The organism is Microbacterium gawkjiense, from assembly GCF_031932225.1.
In the GTDB taxonomy this organism is placed as follows: domain Bacteria; phylum Actinomycetota; class Actinomycetes; order Actinomycetales; family Microbacteriaceae; genus Microbacterium; species Microbacterium gawkjiense.
Genome location: NZ_JAUZVV010000001.1, coordinates 722,514 through 741,498 on the forward strand (window position 1 = coordinate 722,514; position 18,985 = coordinate 741,498).

The window sequence follows — 18,985 nt, forward strand, 5'->3', positions numbered from 1 at the left end:
CCTACAACTGCTTGAGCATGCGGGTGTTGCCCAGGGTGTTGGGCTTGACGTGCGCGAGGTCGAGGAACTCCGCGACACCCTCGTCCGGGCTCCGCAGCAGCTGCGAGTAGACGTCGGGGGCGACCACCTGCTCACCGATCTCGGCGAAGCCGCGCCGCGAGAAGAACGGCACCTCGAAGGTGAGGCAGAACAGCCGGCTGAGTCCCAGCGCACGGGCGTTGTCTTCGAGCAGGTCGACGACCGCACCGCCGACGCCCCGATGCAGCCAGTCGTCGGCGACGATCAGCGTGCGGATCTCGCCGAGGTCCTCCCACATGACGTGCAGGGCGCCGCATCCGACGAGCCGGTCGCCGGCCTCGGCGACGACGAACTCCTGCACGGTCTCGTACAGCGTGACCCGCTCTTTGCCCAGCAGGATCCGGCGCTGCACCCACGGCTCGAGCAGTTCCTGGATGCGGGGGACGTCCGACGTGCGCGCGGGTCGCACGGTGAAGGTGGCGTCCGATCCCGTCATGCCTTCCACTGTATTCGCCCGGCACCGGCGGGAATGCGCGGATCGACCGCGTCGCGTGCCCCTACGCTGGACCCGGAAGGGGACCTGCGTGAGTGTGCTCCGTGATTACGCCGCGGCCGTGTCGCAGCCGACGCTGCCGTTCGCCTCGGCAGCGCCGCGGTTCGACGAGGTCGTCGACGCCGACGGCACGCTGCGCCCCGCCTGGCAGGGTCTCGCCACCCTCGCCCTCGGTCTGACCCGCGAAGAGCTCGACCGCGTCGACGGCGAGATCGCCCGCTTCCTCGCCGACGACGGCGTCTCGTACGCGCGTGCCGGCGCCGAGCTGCAGCCGTGGCAGCTCGACCCGATGCCGTTCGTGATGGATGCCGCCGGCTGGGCGCGCCTGGACGTCGGACTCGCGCAGCGGGCCGAGCTGTTGAACGCGCTGCTCGCGGACCTGTACGGGCCGCAGGTCGTGCTGCGCGAGCGGATCGTGCCGGCCGCGGTCGTCCTCGGCCACGCCGGTTTCGTACGGGCCATGGCCCGCGCCGGCGACGACGCCCCGCCGCCGGATCTGCTGCTGTCGGCGACCGACCTCGGGCGGGATGCGGCGGGCGACTGGCATGTGCTCGCCGACCGCGTGCAGGCTCCGTCGGGGCTCGGCTACGCGGCCGAGAACCGTCGCGTGATCTCCCAGGTGCTGCCCGACCTGCTCGACGAGGGCGCGCTGCACCGGATGGACCCGTACTTCGCGGCCCTCCGCGCGGCGCTCATCGCCGCCGCCCCCGAGGGCGTCAGCACGCCGCGGATCGTCGTCCTCTCCCCCGGCCCGCTGTCGGAGACGGCGTTCGACCAGGCGTTCCTCGCGAACGCACTCGGCTTCCCGCTCGTGCAGGGCAGCGACCTCGTCGTGCGGGACGGCGCCGTCTGGATGAAGCCCGCCCAGTGGCCGTCGCGGACGCCGCGCGAACGCGTCGACGTCATCCTGCGACGCGTCGATGCGGAGTGGTGCGATCCGCTCGAACTCCGCGCCGGGTCGCGGCTCGGTGTCGCGGGCCTCGCCGAGGCGGTGCGCCGCGGACGGGTGCGCGTCGTCAACGGGCTGGGCGCCGGCGTGCTCGAGAACCCGGCACTCCTCCCCTATCTGCCGGCAGCGTGCGAGCGGCTGCTCGGCGAGCAGCTGCGGCTCCCGTCGGTGCCGGCGTGGTGGCTCGGCGACGACGACGCGCGCGCCGAGGCGCTGCCCCGGCTGGATGCCGCCGACCCGGCGATCGAGGTGTTCGACATCGACGATCCCCGCCGGCCCCTCGCCGCGACCGACCCCGCCGTCCGCGGCCGGATCGACCGCGAGCCGCACCGCTTCGCGGCCGTCGAGCGGCTGCACCTGTCGCAGGTTCCGGTGTGGGATGCCGGGGGCGCGGCATCCGCTCGACCCGTCACCCTGCGGGGTTTCGCGATCCGCTTCGGCTCGACCTACCGGCCGCTCGTCGGCGGGCTGGCGACGGTGCGCACCGCACCCGAGGCGGCGCCGCGCACGAAGGACGTGTGGGTCCTGAAGTCGGACGAGGCCGATCCCGACCAGGGGATCGCGGAGGTGGCGTCCCTCCCGACGACGCGCAGCGACCCGACCCTCGCGCCGCGCGCACTGTCGGATCTGTTCTGGACCGGGCGGTACGCCGAGCGCGCCGAGGATCTGCTGCGCCTCATCATCGCGACGCAGGCGGCGCTCGACCAGCCCGGCGCCCACACGGCCGCGCGGGCGGCCGAGAGCGTCCGCGTGCTGCTCGCCGCGCTCGACCGCCTCGCCGGGACGCGCTGGACCGACCCCGAGGCGGAGTTCCGGTCGCTGCTGCTCGACGCCTCCCGCCCCGGCTCGGCAGCGCACTCGATCGCGCGACTGCGCGATGCGATGGAGGGGGTGCGGGACCAGCTCTCGGGCGACACGTGGCGGGTCTTCTCGAACATCGACCGCGCCGTGCGGGCACTGCGGAGTGCCCCGCATCCGCACCGCACCGCGGAGTCCGCCGGACGCATGCTCGCGTCGATGCTGTCGCTGTACGGCGTGACGGCGAACATGATCCGCGACCCCGGCTGGCACATGATGGAGGCCGGTCGCTACCTCGAGCGCGGCCTGCAGCTGACGACCCTGCTGTCGTCGGCGCTGTCGGCCAGCCGCGGTCCCCGCACCGACCGCGAGGTGCTCGAGTCGCTGCTGCTGTCGGCCGAGAGCGTCGTGACGCACCGTCGCCGCTACCGCGGGGCGATGCGGGCGGCCGACGTCGCCGAGCTGCTGCTGCTCGACCGCGGTAATCCGCGCTCGCTCGCGTTCTCGCTGCAGACCCTGCGCGAGCACCTCGCCGCGCTGCCGGCGTCGACGGGGTCGTCGCGGGCCGAGCGCCTGCTCGATCAGCTCGAGACGGGTCTCGCCGAGGTGGAGGTGCTCGAGATGACCGCCGTCGTCGGAGGGCGCCGCGAGCGCCTCGTCGAGGGGCTCGAGAGCATTCGCGCGCAGCTCGAGCAGCTGTCGGACGCGATCGCCGACCTGCACTTCGAGGCGGGGCCCCCGCCGGTGTCGATGACGGAGCTGTCGCTCGTCGAGCTGATGGGCGCGCGCGCATGACCCGCTACCGCGTGTGGCACCGCACGGCGTACACCTACAGCGACGCCGTGCAGGACAGCATCGGCCAGTTCCACCTGCGTCCGCGCGACCTGCCCTGGCAGACCGTGGCGCAGGCCGAGGTCACTGTCGACCCCGTGCCCGGCGACGTCTCGCCGCGCACGGACTGGTTCGGGAACTCGTCGACCTACTTCCACGTGACCGACCCGCACGAGGCTCTGACGATCGAGGCGGCGAGCGAGGTGACGGTCGCAGTGCCCGAGTACGACGCCGAGGCGCTCGCGCAGCCGTGGGAGCTCGCGCGGCCGCTGCGGCATCCCGACCTGCCGGGGGCCGTCGAGGCCACCGAGTACGCGCTCGAGTCGGCGCGGGTCGCGCACGATTCCACCGCGCACGCGTACGGAGCGGAGTCGCTGACGCCGGGACGTCCGATCGGCGAGGCGGCGACAGACCTGATGCAGCGGATCTTCCGCGACTTCGACTACGACAAGACCGCCACCACCGTGACGAGCACGGTCGCCGACGCGATGACGAAGCGGGCGGGCGTCTGCCAGGACTTCGCGCACGTCGCGCTCGCGTGCCTGCGCAGTCACGGCGTGGCCGCACGGTACGTGTCGGGATACCTCGCGACGCAGCCTCCGCCCGGCAAGGAGCGCGTGTTCGGCGCGGACGCCTCGCACGCCTGGCTCGCCGTCTGGCTGCCCGGCACCGACCAGTGGCTCGCGATCGACCCGACGAACAACCAGTGGGCGAACGACCGCTACGTCACCGTCGCCTGGGGACGGGACTACGGCGACGTCTCGCCCGTGACCGGCATCATCTTCACCGAGGCCAAGACCTCGACCCTGCGCGTGCAGGTCGACGTCGCCCCGCTCGACTGAGGGTCGTTGCCGTTCACGGATGCGACAGATCCGACCCGACACGCCGTCGCGTGACCCACGGATGCGGGGTGTCGCCCGGGGTGGTGGCGCTCGCTCTGTTCGTGGCACTCGTCGGCGCGACCGTGACCGCGACGATCCTGGTCGATCAGGTTCCGGGAGCGGACGCGGGGATCGCATCGTCGCCCGCGCTGGACTCCGCCTACGCCACCATGGCGTGGACGCTCCCGGCGTTCGTCGCTGTCGTGCTCATCGGCGTCATGGTCCCCCTGATCGCGCACCGCCGCCGTTCACGGATGCAATAGATCCGACGCGACACGCCGTCGCGGGACCGGGGGATGCCACGTGTCGGCCGGCATCCATTGCATCCGTGAACGCTAACCGAGCCCCGGTCTCGCGCCTCAGCCCAAGAACCCCCGCAGCAGCGCCTCGGATCCGGCGAGGTGATCGAGCACGGCCGCCTCGGCGGCGTCGGGCTTGCCTGCGAGGATCGAGGCCACGATCCTCTCGTGCTGCGCGTCGGAGTGCTCGATGTTGCGCGGCAGCAGGGGGAACGTGTCGAGCCAGGCGTTCACGCGCGCCCGGTTCTCGACGATCAGAGGGAGCAGTGACGGGATGCCGCTGGCCTCCGCGATCGCGAGGTGCAGCAGCGAGTCGAGCCGGCGGTACTCCCCCTCGTCGGCTCCCACGGTCGCGTGATGCCGCTGCTCGAGCGCGGTGCGCGCGGCATCCGTCAGCTCCCGCGAGGCCGCTGCCCGCGCGGCCCCCGCTTCGAGCACACGCCGGAGCCCCAGGACGTCGTCGAGCTCGCCGGTGTCGACGGGCCCGGTCGGCACGGGGAGCGGGTCGGCGACGAACGTGCCGCCGTACCGGCCGCGCCGGCGCACGACGTACCCGGCGTCGGCGAGCTCGCCGATCGCCTGACGCACGGTGTCGCGGCTGACGCCGTACCGGTCGGCGAGGTCGCGTTCGGAGGGCAGCGACTCCCCCGGCGCGACCACGCCGAGCCGCACGGTCTGCACGAGGCGGGCGACGGTGTCTTCGAGCGCGTTGCCGCCGCGCACCGGTCGGTAGACGGTGCGGCCGAGATCCGGCGACGACGCGGCGCGGGTCACAGCGGCGTCACGTAGGCGTTGGTGATGCCGCCGTCGACGACGAAGGCGTTGGCGGTGATGAACGAGGCGTCGTCCGAGGCGAGGAACGCGACGGCGGCCGCCATCTCCTCGGGCTCGGCGAAGCGGCCCATCGGCACATGCACGAGGCGGCGCTGCGCGCGCTCGGGGTCCTTCGCGAACAGTTCTCGCAGCAGCGGCGTGTTCACCGGCCCCGGGCAGAGCGCGTTCACGCGGATGCCCTGCCGCGCGAACTGCACCCCGAGCTCGCGAGTCATCGCGAGCACGCCGCCCTTCGAGGCGGTGTACGAGATCTGCGACGTGGCCGAGCCGAGCAGCGCGACGAACGACGCCGTGTTGATGATCGAGCCTTTGCCGGCCGGCACCATGTGCTTCAGCGCCGCGCGCGAGCAGAGGTAGACGCTCTTGAGGTTGACGTCCTGCACCTTGTCCCACGCGGGCAGTTCGGTCGTCTCGATCGAGTCGTCGTCGGCGGGCGAGATGCCGGCGTTGTTGAAGGCGATGTCGACCGAGCCGAGGTCGGCGGCGACCCCGTCGAAGAGCGCGTCGACGGAGGCCTGGTCGGCGACGTTGACCCGGCGGAAGACGCCGCCCACCTCGTCGGCGGCCTTCTGCCCGGTCTCGGGGTCGAGGTCGGCGATGACGACGCGGGCGCCCTCGGCGGCGAACCGGCGAGCGGTCGCGAGGCCGATGCCGCTGGCACCGCCGGTGATGATGGCGACGCGGTCGCGCAGGCGCTGGGTGAGGTCCATTCGGGGAGGTCCTTCCGGGTCAGGAGGTGGCGTAGAAGACGTTCTTGGTCTGGGTGAAGTGCTCGGCCGCGTCGGGTCCGAGCTCGCGGCCGAGGCCCGAGGCCTTCATGCCGCCGAACGGGGTCGCATAACGGACCGAGGAGTGGGAATTGACCGACAGCACGCCGCTGCGCACGCCCCGGGAGACACGGATGCCGCGCCCCAGGTCGCGCGTCCAGATCGAGCCCGCGAGCCCGTAGACGGTGTCGTTGGCGAGGGCGATCGCGTCGGCTTCGTCGTCGAAGGGCAGCACGGCGACGACGGGTCCGAAGACCTCTTCCTTCGCGATGCGGTCGCCTCGCCCGGCGAGCACGACGGTCGGCGCGAACCAGAATCCGTCACCCTCCGGCGCGGTCCCGCGGAACGCGACGTCGGCCCCGTCGACGTACCCGGCGACGCGGTCGCGCTGCGCGGCGGAGATGAGCGGCCCCATCTCGGTCGACTCGTCGTTCGGATCACCCACGCGCCAGGCGGCGACGGCGGGTTCGACGAGCTCGAGGAACCGGTCGTACACCGACCGCTCGACGAGCAGCCGGCTGCGGGCGCAGCAGTCCTGCCCCGCGTTGTCGAACACCGAGCCGGGGACCGCTGCGGCGGCGGCCTCGAGGTCGGCGTCGGCGAAGACGATGTTCGCGCTCTTGCCGCCGAGCTCGAGCGTGACAGGCTTCAGCTCGCGCGCGCAGCCCGCGGCGACCTGGGCGCCCACCCGCGTCGAACCGGTGAAGACGACCTTGTGGACATCGGGATGCGTCACGAACCGTTCGCCGACGACGGGACCCGCACCGGGGATGACGGTGAACACCCCCTCGGGCAGGCCCGCCTCGACCGCGAGGTCGCCGAGGCGCATCGCGGTGAGCGGGGTGAGCTCGGCCGGCTTCAGGACGACCGCGTTGCCGGCGGCCAGCGCGGGCGCGAAGCCCCACGACGCGATCGTCATCGGGAAGTTCCACGGCACGATGATCCCGACGACGCCGTACGGCTCGTGGTAGGTCACGTCGAGTCCGCCGGCGACGGGGATCTGGCTGCCGATCAGGCGTTCCGGTGCTCCCGCGTAGTAGTTCAGGACCTGCGCGACGTGGGACGCCTCCCACCGCGCGGACGAGATCGGATGCCCCGCCTCGAGCACCTCGAGCTGCGCGAGCTCCTCGACGTGGGCCTCCACTACACCGGCGAACCGACGCAGGGCGTCGGCGCGGGCGACGGGGGCGAGGTCGGCCCACGTGCGCTGGGCGCGGACGGCGCGCGCGATCGCGGCATCCGTCTGCTCCACCGAGGCGAGGTCGACGTCGCGGACGGCGGCGCCGGTGGCCGGGTTCAGGACGGTGAAGGCGCTCACGCGGCGACCCCCCGGTGCAAGGCGGCGTACGCGTCGGCCGCGGCGACCAGCCCCAGGAACAGGCGCCGGTCGGCGGAGTTCTCCTCGGGGTGCCACTGCACCGCGACGAGGTAGTCGTCTCCGGGCGCCTCGAACGCCTGCACGAGCCCGTCGTCGGTGCGAGCCGTGACGACGAGTCCCTCGCCGAGGCGGTCGACGCCCTGGTGGTGGTAGCTGTGCACCGTGTAGGGGCCGGCGCCGATGAGTCCGGCGAGTGTCGTCTCGGCATCCACGTCGACCGTGTTCTCGGCGAAGACGCCGCCGCCGATCTTGTAGCGCTCGGTGCCGAGGGCTTCGGGCAGGTGCTGGTGCAGCGTGCCGCCGTAGGCGACGTTGATGAGCTGCAGACCGCGGCAGATGCCGAACACGGGCATGCCGCGCTCGCGCGCGCCGGCGAGCAGGGCGAGCTCCCACTCGTCGCGGTCCGCGCGGGCAGGGTCGGTGAGCGGATGCCGCTCCGCACCGTACAGCTCGGGTTGCACGTCGAGCCCGCCGGTGAGGATCAGCCCGTCGAGGCCGTCGAGCACGACCTCGGCCGCCGCCTTCGCGGACGGCTGCGGCGGCAGCAGGACCGCGACCCCGCCCGACGCGGTCACGGCGTCGAAGTACTGCTGCGGCAGGAAACTGGCGCGGACGTCCCAGACGCCCTGCACCGCCCGCTCGAGGTAGGTGGTGAGTCCGATGACGGGGCGGCGGCCGCCCGCGGGATCAGAGACGTTCGAAGCCACGGATGCGCTCCCAGTCGGTCACGGCGGCGTCGTAGGCGAGGACCTCGACACGCGCCTGGTGCAGGTAGTGGGCGACGACGTCCTCGCCGAACGCCGCGCGCGCGATCTCGGACTTCTCGAAGAGGTCCGCCGCTTCGCGGAGCGTCTTCGGCAGGTGCTCGACGTCGGAGTCGTAGGCGTTGCCGGTGAGCGGCGCCGGCAGCGGAAGCTCGTTCTCGATGCCGTGGAGGCCGCCGGCGATGATCGCCGAGATGGCGAGGTACGGGTTCACGTCGCCGCCGGGCACGCGGTTCTCGACGCGCAGGGACGAGCCCTTTCCCACGACGCGCAGCGCACAGGTGCGGTTGTCGACGCCCCACGCGATGCCGGTCGGCGCGAACGACCCTTTCGCGAACCGCTTGTACGAGTTGATCGTGGGTGCGTAGAGCAGCGTGAACTCGCGGAGGGTGGCGAGGATGCCGGCGATCCAGTGCTCCGTGAGCGGGCTGAAGCCGTGCTCGCCGTCGCCCGCCATGACGGCCTCGCCGTCCTCACCCCGGACCGACAGATGGATGTGGCAGCTGTTGCCCTCGCGCTGGTCGAACTTCGCCATGAAGGTCAGCGACTTGCCGTGCGCGTCGGCGATCTCCTTCGCGCCGTTCTTGTAGATCGTGTGCTGGTCGGCGGTCTCGAGCACCTCGGCGAAGCGGAACGCGATCTCCTGCTGGCCGTCGTGGCACTCGCCCTTCACGCCCTCGCAGTAGAGCCCCGCACCTTCCATGCCGCGGCGGATGTCGCGCAGCAGGGGTTCGAGACGGGTCGTGGCGAGCAGGTTGTAGTCGACGTTGTAGTCGGTGGATGCCTGCAGTCCGACATAGCGCTTCGCCCAGGCATCCCGGAACGAGTCGTCGAAGACGATGAACTCGAGTTCCGTGCCTGAGTAGGCGACGAGGCCACGGTCGGCGAGGCGCTGACGTTGCGCGTTGAGGATGCCGCGCGGCGACTGGATCACCGCGCCGCCGCGCACGTACTCGAGGTCCGCCATGACGAGCGCCGTGGCGGCCTGCCACGGGATGCGGCGGAGGGTGGACATGTCGGGGCGCAGCACGAGGTCGCCGTAGCCCTTGTCCCAGCCCGACATCGCGTAGCCGTCGATCGTGTTCACATCGACGTCGACCGAGAGCAGGTAGTCGCACACCTCGGCGCCGTGGCCCGCGACCTCGTCGAGCCAGAACCGTCCCGCGACGCGCTTGCCGACGAGGCGCCCCTGGGCGTCGGGGAAGGCGACGATCACCGTGTCGATCTCGTCCTTCGCGATCGCGTCGGCGAGCTCGTCCACCGTCAGATTTCCGGGCATCCGTCATCCTTCCGTCGTGCGCTGGTCGGGTCTGTCACAAGAACGCTACATGCCAAAGGTAGACACGGCATACCAATAGACGCCACACTCTTCCGCAAGGCGTGAGCCAGCGCGCCGACCCGACGGCGCGCTGCGCGCCGACCGCAGCCAGGAGGTCTCATGACGAATCCGAGCACCACTCCGACCACGACGGGCGGCGTCCGTTACGCCCGAGCCGAGGACGGCTACTTCGAGAAACGCACGCTGAAGCGCTCCGCGGGAGTCTGGGGCCTCTGGGGTCTCGCGGTCGCCGCCGTCATCTCGGGCGACTTCTCGGGCTGGAACTTCGGCATCGACTTCGCCGGCTTCGGCGGCATGCTCATCGCCTTCGCCGTGCTCGTGCTCATGTACTACGGCTTGACCTTCTCGATCGGCGAGATGGCCGCCGCCATGCCGCACACCGGCGGCGCCTACTCGTTCTCGCGCTCGGCGATGGGCCCGTGGGGAGGGCTCGCGACAGGCCTCGCCGAGACCATCGAGTACGTCGCGACGACCGCGGTGGTCGTCTACTTCTCGGGCTCGTATGCGAATCAGGCGCTCGAGCTGCTGACCGGGATCAGCCTGCCGGCGTGGCTGTGGTGGGTCGTCCTCTACGTCCTGTTCATCGGCCTGAACGCCGCGGGCGCGGCGGTCTCGTTCCGGTTCGCGATCATCGTGTCGATCATCTCGATCGGCATCATCGTGGTCTTCGGGGTGATGGCCCTCGTCTCCGGCGCCTTCTCCTGGGCGTCGCTGTGGGACATGGCCCCGAACCCCGACGCGTTCGGCGCATCGACGTTCCTGCCCGAGGGCATCGGGGCGATCCTGTTCGCGCTGCCGTTCGCCATGTGGTTCTTCCTCGGCATCGAGGAGCTGCCCCTGGCCGCGGAGGAGTCGCACAACCCGGCCCGCGACATCCCGCGCGCCGGCCTGTGGGCGCGCGGAACCCTCATCGTCACCGGCCTGATCGTGCTGTTCCTCAACACCGGAGTCCTCGGGGCGGAGGCGACCGGCACGTCGGTCGAGCCGCTCCTCGACGGATTCAAGGCGTTCCTGCCGCCGCAGGCCGCCGCGATCCTGTCGCTGCTCGCGCTCATCGGTCTGCTCGCCTCGCTCATGGGCATCATGTTCGCCTACGGCCGCAACATGTACTCGCTGTCGCGAGCGGGCTACTACCCGCGGTGGCTCTCGCTCACCGGAAAGCGCCAGACGCCGTGGGTGGCGCTCACCTTCGGTGCCGTGCTGGGCTTCATCGCGCTCGTCATCCTGCAGGCCGCCGGCGGCGACACCAGCCCGGCCGGTGCGATCGTCCTGAACATCGCCGTGTGGGGCGCGGTGCTCGCGTACTTCCTGCAGATGGTGTCGTTCATCATCCTGCGTCGGAAGTTCCCGAACGCCGAACGTCCGTACAAGAGCCCGTGGGGACTGTTCGGGGCCTATTCGGCCGCTATCATCGCGGCGATCGTGTTCGTCGGTCTGCTGTTCAACCCGACGTTCCTCCTCGCGATCGTCGCGATCATCGTCGTCTACGTCGTGATCTTCATCGGCTTCGCCGTCTATGGCCGAAAGCGCCTCATCCTCTCGCCCGAGGAGGAGTACGCGCTCTCCGGCGGCCTGCATCGCGACCCGCAGCGCGAGGGCTACGACGCCATGGAGAAGGACGTCTTCGGAGACCGCCGCTCCTGAAAGACCGGACGGGCCGGGTGCTGCTGAGGGCGCACCCGGTCCGTTCGCACGTCCGGCCGCGTCCACAGATGCAACAGATCCGACGCGACACGCCGACGACGGGACCGGGGATGCCGGGTGTCGCCCGGCATCCGTTGCATCCGCTGACGCGGGTCAGCGAGCCCCGAAGCCCCGGAGGTACTCAACCGTCCGCGTCAGGTTCTCGTTTAGGGTCCGCATCGAATCGACGGTGATCCGTTCGTCGCTCCATCCGTCGAAGCCCGACGTTCGCGCCCGCACGTCATCCCAGGTTGGCTCGGCGAAGCCCTCGAGGGGGCGTCGTCGGGTCTCGAGGCGGCGGCGGTGCTCGTCCGGATCCGAGCAGACCACCTCGACGAACGCGACCGGAACCTTCTGCTCAGCGGCCAGCGACCGCCACTGGTTCCGGGCGAGTTCGGCATCGTTGACCGCGTCGATGATGACGTCACAGCCGATGCGGAGCTGCTCGCGCGCGAGATCCTCGGCGACGACGTACGCCGCGAGCCCCGTCGGCTGGTCGCGGTCGATGCCGGCACGCCACAGCGCGGACTCGATGGGATCGACCGACAGGATCGCGCAGCTCAACTCGCCGGCGATCCGCTCGGCCAGCGCGCTCTTCCCCGACGCGGGCAACCCTGCCATGACGATGAGCATGGCCCCATCCTCGCTTACGCCCCGGCCGTGTTCGCGGATGCAATGGATCGCGTGCGACACGCCGGTGACGGCGACGCGGATGCCGGGTGTCGCCCGGCATCCATTGCATCCGCTGACGCGGGTCAGCCGGTGAACGCGGGCCACCCCTGGACCCTGCCGAGCCCGGGACTAGGGTGTGGGCATGAGCCACGCCGGAGCGGGGATGCCCCTGCGCGACTATCGGATCCACCGCTACGTGAACGCGTTCTGCCCGACGTGCCACGAGGAGGACCCGGACCGTCCGCTGAGCGAGGTGCGCCGGCTGTCGGGGTGGCTCGCCGACCGAGACGGCACGGTCTGGCTGGAACGCGGATGCCCCGACCACGGCCTCGTGCGTACGCTCTACGACGAGTCGGCCGAGATCCTCACCTATCTCGAGCAGTGGACCGCGCCGACGAAGGTGCACGGTCCCGACACGACCGGCAACTTCAAGCCGGTGCCCTCGGCCTACGAGGACGGTCTGCCGCAGATGCAGACCCAGCACACCTGCATCCTCCTCGAGGATCTACTCGACCACTGCAACCTCAGGTGCCCCACCTGCTTCGCGGAATCGAGCCCCGCGGCCTCTGCCGTTGCGCCGCTGGCCGAGGTGCTCGCGTCGGTCGACGCGCGGCTCGCGAAGGAGAACAATCGCATCGACGTGCTGATGCTGTCGGGCGGTGAGCCGACCCTCTATCCGTGGCTCGAACAGCTCCTCGAGCATCTCGTCGCCCGGCCGATCGTCCGCATCCTGCTGAACTCGAACGGTCTCCGCATCGCGCAGGACGACGCCTTCGTCGAGGTGCTCAAGAAGCACCGTGAGCGGGTCGAGGTCTACCTGCAGTACGACGGCGAGTCGGCCGCGGCATCCGCCTTCCACCGCGGCGCCGACATCCGCCGGTTCAAGGAACGCGCGATCGAACGGCTGTCGGATGCCGGGGTGTTCACCACCCTCACGATGACGGCGACCCTCGGGGTCAACGACGGCGAGATCGGCGCGGTGATCCGCCGCGCGATGGCGACGCCGTTCGTCGGCGGCGTGACGATCCAGCCGGTGTTCGGCTCGGGGCGCTCGTCGGGCGTCGACCCGAACGACCGTCTCACGCACACGGGTGTGCTGAACCGGCTCGGCCCGCAGACGGACGGCGAGGTCACGTGGCGCGACCTCACGGCGCTGCCGTGCAGCCACCCGCACTGCTGCTCGGTCGGCTACCTGCTCAAGGACGATGCCGGCGACTGGAAGTCGCTCGTCGGGCTCATCGGGCACGAGCGGTTGAAGGACTTCCTCGACCTGCAGCCCGACATGATCGCCAACCGCATCGCCGACAGCAACGTCAACAAGGCGATCCGCGAGGTGGTGAAGGGGTCGCTTCTCGACCTGCTGAGCGAGCAGTCGTCGCTGTCGCATCCGTCCATGAGCTCGATCTGGCGGGACATCTGCCAGAACTGCGACCTCGGCATCGGGACGCTCGCCACCCTGGCCGCGTCGAAGCTGCCGGGCCAGCACGCGCGTCTGCGGAAGATGATGGGCGAGCGGGTGCTGCGGATCACCGTGAAGCCGTTCATGGACATCAACACGATGATCGAGGAACGTCTCACGCAGTGCTGCGTGCACGTGGCGACCGTCAACGAGTCGACCGATGCGCACCAGTGCGCTCCGTTCTGCGCTGTGCAGGCGTGGGCGCCCCTGGGCCGCACCCGCCTGTCGACCGCGACGGGCGGTCGACAGCAGATCCCGGTGAGCGTGTCGTGAGCGCGGCCGGCTTCGGGCACCTCAACCAGCGCGACGAGAGCGTCGCCGATCCGGTCGCGCCGTTCGACCCCCTGAGGCTGTGCGTCTTCGCGACGATCGCCGTGATCGCTGCCGTCACGGGGCCTTTCGCGGTTGCGGTCTTCGCCGGTGTCGCGATCGCCGGGTACATGCGCGCCCGGCGCGCAGGACTGCTGCGCTCGCGCTGCAAGCTCGGCGACACCCGGCTCGTCCTGGCCTACCTGTGCGTGCTCGAGGTGCTCGCCCTGGCGGCGATCCCGCTGTGGGTCATGCTCTGGATGCGGCTGCTGGGCTGACCCGTGTTCCCGCTGCTGAGCGACCTCGCACCCTGGCTGCCGCCGATCGACACGCACGCCGTGTTCGTGGGCCTCGGGCTGCTCGCCGCGGGGGTCGTCTTCCTCATCGAGAAGCGCCGCCGCGCGGTGACCGACCCGCGCATCGCCTATCTCGTGCTCGGCGCGCTCGTCGGCGCCGCCGTGCTCTCGCGGCTCGGAACATGGGCGCAGCACCTCGATCCGTCGAAGAACCTGTCCCTCATCGATCAGCTCGCCTACGGCAACGCGTCGATGCTGTCGGCGCTCGTTGGCGCGTGGCTCGGTGTGCACGTCGCCAAGCGGATCGCGCGCTACCCGGACCGGTCCGGCGACCTCTTCGCGCCTGCCGTCGCGCTGGCCATGGCGATCGGACGGATCGGATGCCTCCTCACCGAGCAACCCGGGACCCCGACCGGCGCCGGGTGGGGCATCGTCCTCGACCCGGCCGCGGCCGCGCGCGTCGGGGCGCCCGCGGGCGTGCCGCTGCACCCGAGCTTCGTGTACGAGATCGTCTTCCATGCGGCCGCCTTCGCGGTGCTCTGGTTCTGGCTGCGGCACCGGCCCATCGCTCCGGGCGAGACCCTCACGCTGTACATCGCGGCGTACGCCGTGTTCCGTTTCGCCGTCGAGTTCGTCCGCGGCAATGAGGTCGCGTGGCTCGGGCTCACAAGGCCGCAGCTGTTCCTCGCCGTGACGATCCCCCTGCTGTTCGTCCGCCTCGCCTGGATGGTCTCGCGCGGACGACTCACCCTGCACGACACCCCACCGATCGGAAGGATGGCCGCCGATGTCCCCCGAACCTGATCGTCCCGACGACGCCGACCCGACGCCGCCTACCGACCCGCCGGCGGGTCCGCCCGCGGGCGCGCCGCAGGGTCCGCCGGCCGGCAAGCCCACCGCCGGGCCGCCCTCCTCGACGCCACCGCTGGCCGGCCCGCCCTATCCGACCCCGCCGCACCCCGGCGCACCGGGCATCTCGCCGGAGCCGCCCGGGTACGGGCAGCCCCCGGGACCACGGCGGCTGAGCTTCGGCGCCGGCGTCGGCATCGGCACAGGCATCGGATGCGGCGCCTACGTCCTCGGCGGCCTCCTCGCCATCGCGCTGATCTCCACGGGGCTGGTCGGCTTCCTCGCTCCGTTCGTGATCATCGCCATCGTGGGCGCCGCGCTGATGTTCTCCGCGCGCACCCGCCCGATCGGCACCGGCATCCTCATCGTCACCGCGGCCGCGTGGATCCTCGTCCTCGGCCCGTGCGTGGCGCTCCTCGCTCCCGGCGGTTTCACCTGATCCCGCCCGATCACGGATGCAACAGATCCGACGCGACACCCCGATGACCGTCACGCGGATGCCGGGTGTCGCCCGGCATCCGTTGCATCCGCGGACAGCGGCTCAGAGGGGAAGGCGCAAGCACACGAGCTGTGCGCGCGACTCCCAGGACGGCGCCTCGACGAGACCCTCCCGCGCGTAGAGCGCGAGCGCGTCAGCACGCCAGTTCCACACCGAGAGGCGCAGCCCCGCCGCACCGAGGGCGCGTGCGCGCTCCGCGGCATCTGCCAGCAAGGCCGACCCCGCACCGGACCGACGCCCCGCGGGGGCGACCCACAGACGCTTGAGTTCGACGTCGCTCCCCGAGCGGTGCATCACTGCCATCCCGATGGCCGCTCCGTCGCGCTCGGCGACGAGCACCTCGCCGCCGGCGAAGGAGGCCGCGGGATCGCGCACCTCGACCGCGTAACGCTCGGGCAGAGGTCCGGGCTCGGCGAGCCCGTGCTCGACCTTCTCCCGCTCGGTCTGTGCGTGATACGCCGCCAGCATCGAGGCGACCGCGGCCCGGTCGGGCCCGTCGAGATCTGCCGGGCGGACGGTCACGGAGTCGCGCACCTCCCCATCCTCCCCCGCTCGCGGAGGCGACGGATCCGACGCGACACCCCGATCACGGCGACGCGGATGCCGGGGATCACCCGACATCCGTGGCATCCGCTGACGCACGCCCGCGGTTGAATGGACGGATGCGCTGGACCCTCCGCCCTTCGACGCCCGACGACGCGACCTGGATCGCCGAGCTGCGCGCCGTGGTCCTGCGCCCGGACCTGGATCGCCTCGGCCGATACGATGAGACCCGCGTGCGCCGGCGGTTCCTCGACGCCTTCGATCCGGCTCTCACCCGCGTCATCGTCGTGGATGGAGCGGATGCCGGGTCGGTCGCGGTCCGCGCCACGTCCGACGGCACCTGGCTCGAGCACTTCTACCTCGCCGAACACCTCCAGGGCGCCGGAATCGGCACGGAGATCCTGCAGGCGACGCTTGCCGAGAACCACCCGCTCCCCTGGCGCCTCAACGTCCTGCAGGGCAGCCCCGCCCGCCGCCTGTACGAGCGGCACGATTTCACGCTCGAGACCGAGGACGAGGTCGACGTCTTCCTGGTGCGACGCGCCTGAACGACGAAGGGGTCGGATGCCTCTCGGCATCCGACCCCTGTCGCACTGGTCGCTTACGACCCGGCGATGATGTCCGGGCTCGCGGTGATCTCGCCTGCAGCTCCCACGCCGACCGCTTCGCGGCCTTCCTGGCGCGTCGTCGCGAAGACGAACCGGCCGTTCTCGGTGTCGACCTTCACGTGGTCGCCGGCGTTGAGCTCGCCGCGCAGGATCCGCTCGGAGAGCTGGTCCTCGACCTCGCGCTGCATCGCGCGGCGCAGCGGCCGGGCACCCAGCGTCGGGTCGAAGCCGATCTCGATGAGGCGGTCCTTCGCGGAATCCGTCAGCTCCACCGTCATGTCACGGTCGAGCAGACGCTCGCTGAGGCGCTTGGTGAAGAGCGTCACGATCTGGCGCAGCTCGTCCTTGTTCAGCTGCGGGAAGACGATGACGTCGTCGACACGGTTGAGGAACTCGGGCTTGAAGTGACGCTTCAGCTCCTCGTCGACCTTGCCCTTCATCCGCTCGTAGGTCGTCTGCGAGTTGCCCTCGACCTGGAAGCCGACCGGACCACCGGCGATCGCCGACGAACCGAGGTTCGTCGTCATGATGATCACGGTGTTCTTGAAGTCGACCACACGGCCCTGACCGTCGGTCAGACGGCCCTCTTCGAGGATCTGCAGCAGCGAGTTGAAGATGTCCGGGTGGGCCTTCTCGATCTCGTCGAACAGGACGACGGAGAACGGCTTGCGGCGCACCTTCTCGGTGAGCTGGCCGCCCTCTTCGAACCCGACGAATCCGGGAGGGGCACCGAAAAGTCGCGAGACCGTGTGCTTCTCACCGAACTCCGACATGTCGAGGGAGATCAGGGCGCCCTCGTCGTCGAAGAGGAACTCGGCGAGCGCCTTGGCGAGCTCGGTCTTACCGACACCCGTGGGGCCGGCGAAGATGAACGAGCCCGACGGACGGTTCGGGTCCTTGAGGCCGGCACGCTGACGGCGGATCGTGCGGGAGAGGGCCGCGATGGCCTCTTCCTGACCGATGACGCGCTGGTGCAGGGCCTTCTCCATGAAGACGAGACGGCTCGTCTCCTCCTCGGTGAGCTTGAAGACCGGGATGCCGGTGGCCTGAGCGAGGACCTCGGCGATCAGACCCTCGTCGACGACCGCGTGCGACGCGACGTCACCCGAGCGCCACTGCTTCTCGAGGCGCAGGCGCTCCGCCAGGAGCGACTTCTCCTCGTCGCGCAGGGCGGCGGCCTTCTCGAAGTCCTGCTCCTCGCTGGCGGCTTCCTTGTCCTCGCGGACCTTGGCGATCTTCTCGTCGAACTCGCGCAGCTCCGGCGGGCTCGACAGGATCGACAGGCGCAGGCGGGCGCCGGCCTCGTCGATCAGGTCGATGGCCTTGTCGGGCAGGAAGCGGTCGGAGACGTACCGGTCGGAGAGGTTCGCCGCGGCGACGATGGCGCCGTCGGTGATCTGCACCTTGTGGTGCGCCTCGTAGCGGTCGCGCAGGCCCTTCAGGATGTTGATCGCGTGGGGCAGGCTCGGCTCGGCCACCTGGATCGGCTGGAAGCGGCGCTCCAGCGCGGCATCCTTCTCGAAGTGCTTGCGGTACTCGTCGAGCGTCGTCGCACCGATCGTCTGCAGCTCACCACGGGCGAGCAGCGGCTTCAGGATGCTGGCGGCGTCGATCGCGCCCTCGGCGGCACCCGCACCCACGAGGGTGTGGATCTCGTCGATGAAGACGATGATGTCGCCGCGCGTGCGGATCTCCTTGGTGACCTTCTTCAGGCGCTCCTCGAAGTCACCGCGGTAGCGGGACCCGGCGATGAGCGAGCCGAGGTCGAGCGAGTAGACCTGCTTGTCCTTGAGCGTCTCGGGCACCTCGCCCTTGACGATCGCCTGGGCGAGACCCTCGACGACGGCGGTCTTGCCGACGCCGGGCTCACCGATGAGGACGGGGTTGTTCTTCGAGCGGCGCGACAGGATCTGCATCACGCGCTCGATCTCCTTCTCGCGCCCGATGACGGGGTCGAGCTTGTTGTCGCGCGCGGCCTGGGTCAGGTTGCGGCCGAACTGGTCGAGGACCGCCGAGCCGCCCTGAGCGGTGGCCTGGGCCTGCTCGCCGGCGCCGGTCGCGACACCCGCGGGCTCCTTGCCCTGGTAGCCGCTGAGCAGCTGGATGACCTGCTGGCGCACCTTGTTCAGGTCGGCGCCGAGCTTCACGAGAACCTGCGCGGCGACACCCTCACCCTCGCGGATGAGCCCGAGCAGGATGTGCTCGGTGCCGATGTAGTTGTGGCCCAGCTGCAGCGCTTCGCGCAGCGACAACTCGAGCACCTTCTTGGCGCGCGGCGTGAACGGGATGTGACCCGTCGGCTGCTGCTGCCCCTGTCCGATGATGTCCTGGACCTGCTCGCGCACGGCGTCGAGCGAGATGCCGAGGCTCTCGAGGGCCTTGGCGGCGACACCTTCACCCTCGTGGATCAGGCCGAGGAGGATGTGCTCCGTGCCGATGTAGTTGTGGTTCAGCATCTTCGCCTCTTCCTGGGCGAGCACCACCACACGACGTGCACGGTCTGTGAATCTCTCGAACATCGTCCACCTCCACTCGACGCACTGGCGGCGTCTTACGTAGAGGCTAACGACGGCGGGATGCCGGTATGCCCGTGTTCGCCGTGGGCATACCGAAGCCGAGGCTTGCGGTCGCGGCATCCGTGGGCATAACGTTTCTC

At 70.8% G+C, this 18,985-nt stretch carries 18 protein-coding genes; 9 read left to right on the plus strand and 9 right to left on the minus strand.

The annotated features are described in order from the left end of the window. Nucleotide 1: 1 nt before the first annotated feature. Nucleotides 2-514: an amino-acid N-acetyltransferase gene (locus tag Q9S71_RS03510; protein WP_253034521.1), complete on the minus strand. Its 513-nt coding sequence runs from the start codon at nt 512-514 to the stop codon at nt 2-4. Nucleotides 515-602: 88 nt separating this feature from the next. Between Q9S71_RS03510 and Q9S71_RS03515 the strand changes: the two genes are divergently transcribed. Genes Q9S71_RS03515 through Q9S71_RS03525 form a run of 3 tightly spaced genes read left to right on the plus strand, consistent with a single transcriptional unit; the run spans nt 603 to nt 4,293 of the window. Continuing rightward, complete coding sequence (locus Q9S71_RS03515; RefSeq protein ID WP_311860529.1) at nt 603-3,113, plus strand: circularly permuted type 2 ATP-grasp protein; 2,511 nt, start codon at nt 603-605, stop codon at nt 3,111-3,113. Beyond that, nucleotides 3,110-3,991 carry a transglutaminase family protein gene (locus Q9S71_RS03520; protein ID WP_311860530.1) on the plus strand — a complete coding sequence of 294 codons (882 nt, stop codon included), beginning with the start codon at nt 3,110-3,112 and terminating at the stop codon, nt 3,989-3,991. Before Q9S71_RS03515 ends, Q9S71_RS03520 begins: the two co-directional genes overlap by 4 nt. 50 nt (nt 3,992-4,041) lie before the next feature. After that, nucleotides 4,042-4,293: a hypothetical protein gene (locus tag Q9S71_RS03525; protein ID WP_311860531.1), complete on the plus strand. Its 252-nt coding sequence runs from the start codon at nt 4,042-4,044 to the stop codon at nt 4,291-4,293. Between the two features lie 96 nt (nt 4,294-4,389). Here the strand turns inward: Q9S71_RS03525 and Q9S71_RS03530 are convergent, their stop codons facing one another. The 5 genes from Q9S71_RS03530 to Q9S71_RS03550 are packed head-to-tail and all read right to left on the minus strand — an operon-like array spanning nt 4,390 to nt 9,351. Further along, nucleotides 4,390-5,103 carry a FadR/GntR family transcriptional regulator gene (locus Q9S71_RS03530; RefSeq protein ID WP_311860532.1) on the minus strand — a complete coding sequence of 238 codons (714 nt, stop codon included), beginning with the start codon at nt 5,101-5,103 and terminating at the stop codon, nt 4,390-4,392. Beyond that, on the minus strand, nt 5,100-5,873 hold the full coding sequence (locus tag Q9S71_RS03535; protein WP_311860533.1) for a 3-oxoacyl-ACP reductase: 774 nt from the start codon (nt 5,871-5,873) through the stop codon (nt 5,100-5,102). The genes Q9S71_RS03530 and Q9S71_RS03535 overlap by 4 nt, the downstream gene beginning before the upstream one ends. Nucleotides 5,874-5,892: 19 nt before the next feature. Further along, entirely contained in the window at nt 5,893-7,248 is a 1,356-nt protein-coding gene (locus tag Q9S71_RS03540; protein ID WP_311860534.1) for an aldehyde dehydrogenase family protein, read from the minus strand. Beyond that, nucleotides 7,245-8,015, minus strand: a complete 771-nt coding sequence (locus tag Q9S71_RS03545) for a gamma-glutamyl-gamma-aminobutyrate hydrolase family protein (RefSeq protein WP_311860536.1) — start codon at nt 8,013-8,015, stop codon at nt 7,245-7,247. The genes Q9S71_RS03540 and Q9S71_RS03545 overlap by 4 nt, the downstream gene beginning before the upstream one ends. Further along, nucleotides 7,996-9,351 carry a glutamine synthetase family protein gene (locus Q9S71_RS03550; protein WP_311860537.1) on the minus strand — a complete coding sequence of 452 codons (1,356 nt, stop codon included), beginning with the start codon at nt 9,349-9,351 and terminating at the stop codon, nt 7,996-7,998. The genes Q9S71_RS03545 and Q9S71_RS03550 overlap by 20 nt, the downstream gene beginning before the upstream one ends. A gap of 159 nt (nt 9,352-9,510) precedes the next feature. On the opposite strand from Q9S71_RS03550, the gene Q9S71_RS03555 reads away from it, so the two are divergent. Then, nucleotides 9,511-11,055 carry an amino acid permease gene (locus Q9S71_RS03555; RefSeq protein ID WP_311860539.1) on the plus strand — a complete coding sequence of 515 codons (1,545 nt, stop codon included), beginning with the start codon at nt 9,511-9,513 and terminating at the stop codon, nt 11,053-11,055. Between the two features lie 153 nt (nt 11,056-11,208). Here the strand turns inward: Q9S71_RS03555 and Q9S71_RS03560 are convergent, their stop codons facing one another. Further along, nucleotides 11,209-11,787, minus strand: coding sequence for a P-loop nucleotide/nucleoside kinase family protein (locus Q9S71_RS03560; protein WP_311860540.1), 579 nt, complete (start codon nt 11,785-11,787; stop codon nt 11,209-11,211). Nucleotides 11,788-11,908: 121 nt separating this feature from the next. Here Q9S71_RS03560 and Q9S71_RS03565 point away from each other — a divergent pair, with 121 nt between their 5' ends. Genes Q9S71_RS03565 through Q9S71_RS03580 form a run of 4 tightly spaced genes read left to right on the plus strand, consistent with a single transcriptional unit; the run spans nt 11,909 to nt 15,118 of the window. Further along, the gene (locus Q9S71_RS03565; RefSeq protein WP_311860541.1) at nt 11,909-13,498 is read left to right on the plus strand and encodes a radical SAM protein; all 1,590 of its coding nucleotides are present in this window, start codon (nt 11,909-11,911) and stop codon (nt 13,496-13,498) included. Beyond that, a complete protein-coding gene (locus tag Q9S71_RS03570) occupies nt 13,495-13,812 on the plus strand; it encodes a hypothetical protein (RefSeq protein WP_311860543.1) in 318 nt (105 codons plus the stop codon). The genes Q9S71_RS03565 and Q9S71_RS03570 overlap by 4 nt, the downstream gene beginning before the upstream one ends. A 3-nt stretch (nt 13,813-13,815) precedes the next feature. Continuing rightward, complete coding sequence (locus Q9S71_RS03575) at nt 13,816-14,634, plus strand: prolipoprotein diacylglyceryl transferase (RefSeq protein WP_311860545.1); 819 nt, start codon at nt 13,816-13,818, stop codon at nt 14,632-14,634. Next, the gene (locus Q9S71_RS03580; RefSeq protein ID WP_311860547.1) at nt 14,618-15,118 is read left to right on the plus strand and encodes a hypothetical protein; all 501 of its coding nucleotides are present in this window, start codon (nt 14,618-14,620) and stop codon (nt 15,116-15,118) included. The genes Q9S71_RS03575 and Q9S71_RS03580 overlap by 17 nt, the downstream gene beginning before the upstream one ends. 102 nt (nt 15,119-15,220) lie before the next feature. On the opposite strand, the gene Q9S71_RS03585 is transcribed toward Q9S71_RS03580, so the two are convergent. Then, entirely contained in the window at nt 15,221-15,712 is a 492-nt protein-coding gene (locus Q9S71_RS03585; RefSeq protein WP_311860549.1) for a GNAT family N-acetyltransferase, read from the minus strand. Nucleotides 15,713-15,840: 128 nt separating this feature from the next. Between Q9S71_RS03585 and Q9S71_RS03590 the strand changes: the two genes are divergently transcribed. After that, the gene (locus Q9S71_RS03590) at nt 15,841-16,269 is read left to right on the plus strand and encodes a GNAT family N-acetyltransferase (RefSeq protein ID WP_311860551.1); all 429 of its coding nucleotides are present in this window, start codon (nt 15,841-15,843) and stop codon (nt 16,267-16,269) included. Nucleotides 16,270-16,322: 53 nt separating this feature from the next. Here the strand turns inward: Q9S71_RS03590 and Q9S71_RS03595 are convergent, their stop codons facing one another. After that, nucleotides 16,323-18,848: an ATP-dependent Clp protease ATP-binding subunit gene (locus Q9S71_RS03595; protein WP_253035648.1), complete on the minus strand. Its 2,526-nt coding sequence runs from the start codon at nt 18,846-18,848 to the stop codon at nt 16,323-16,325. Nucleotides 18,849-18,985 lie beyond the last annotated feature (137 nt).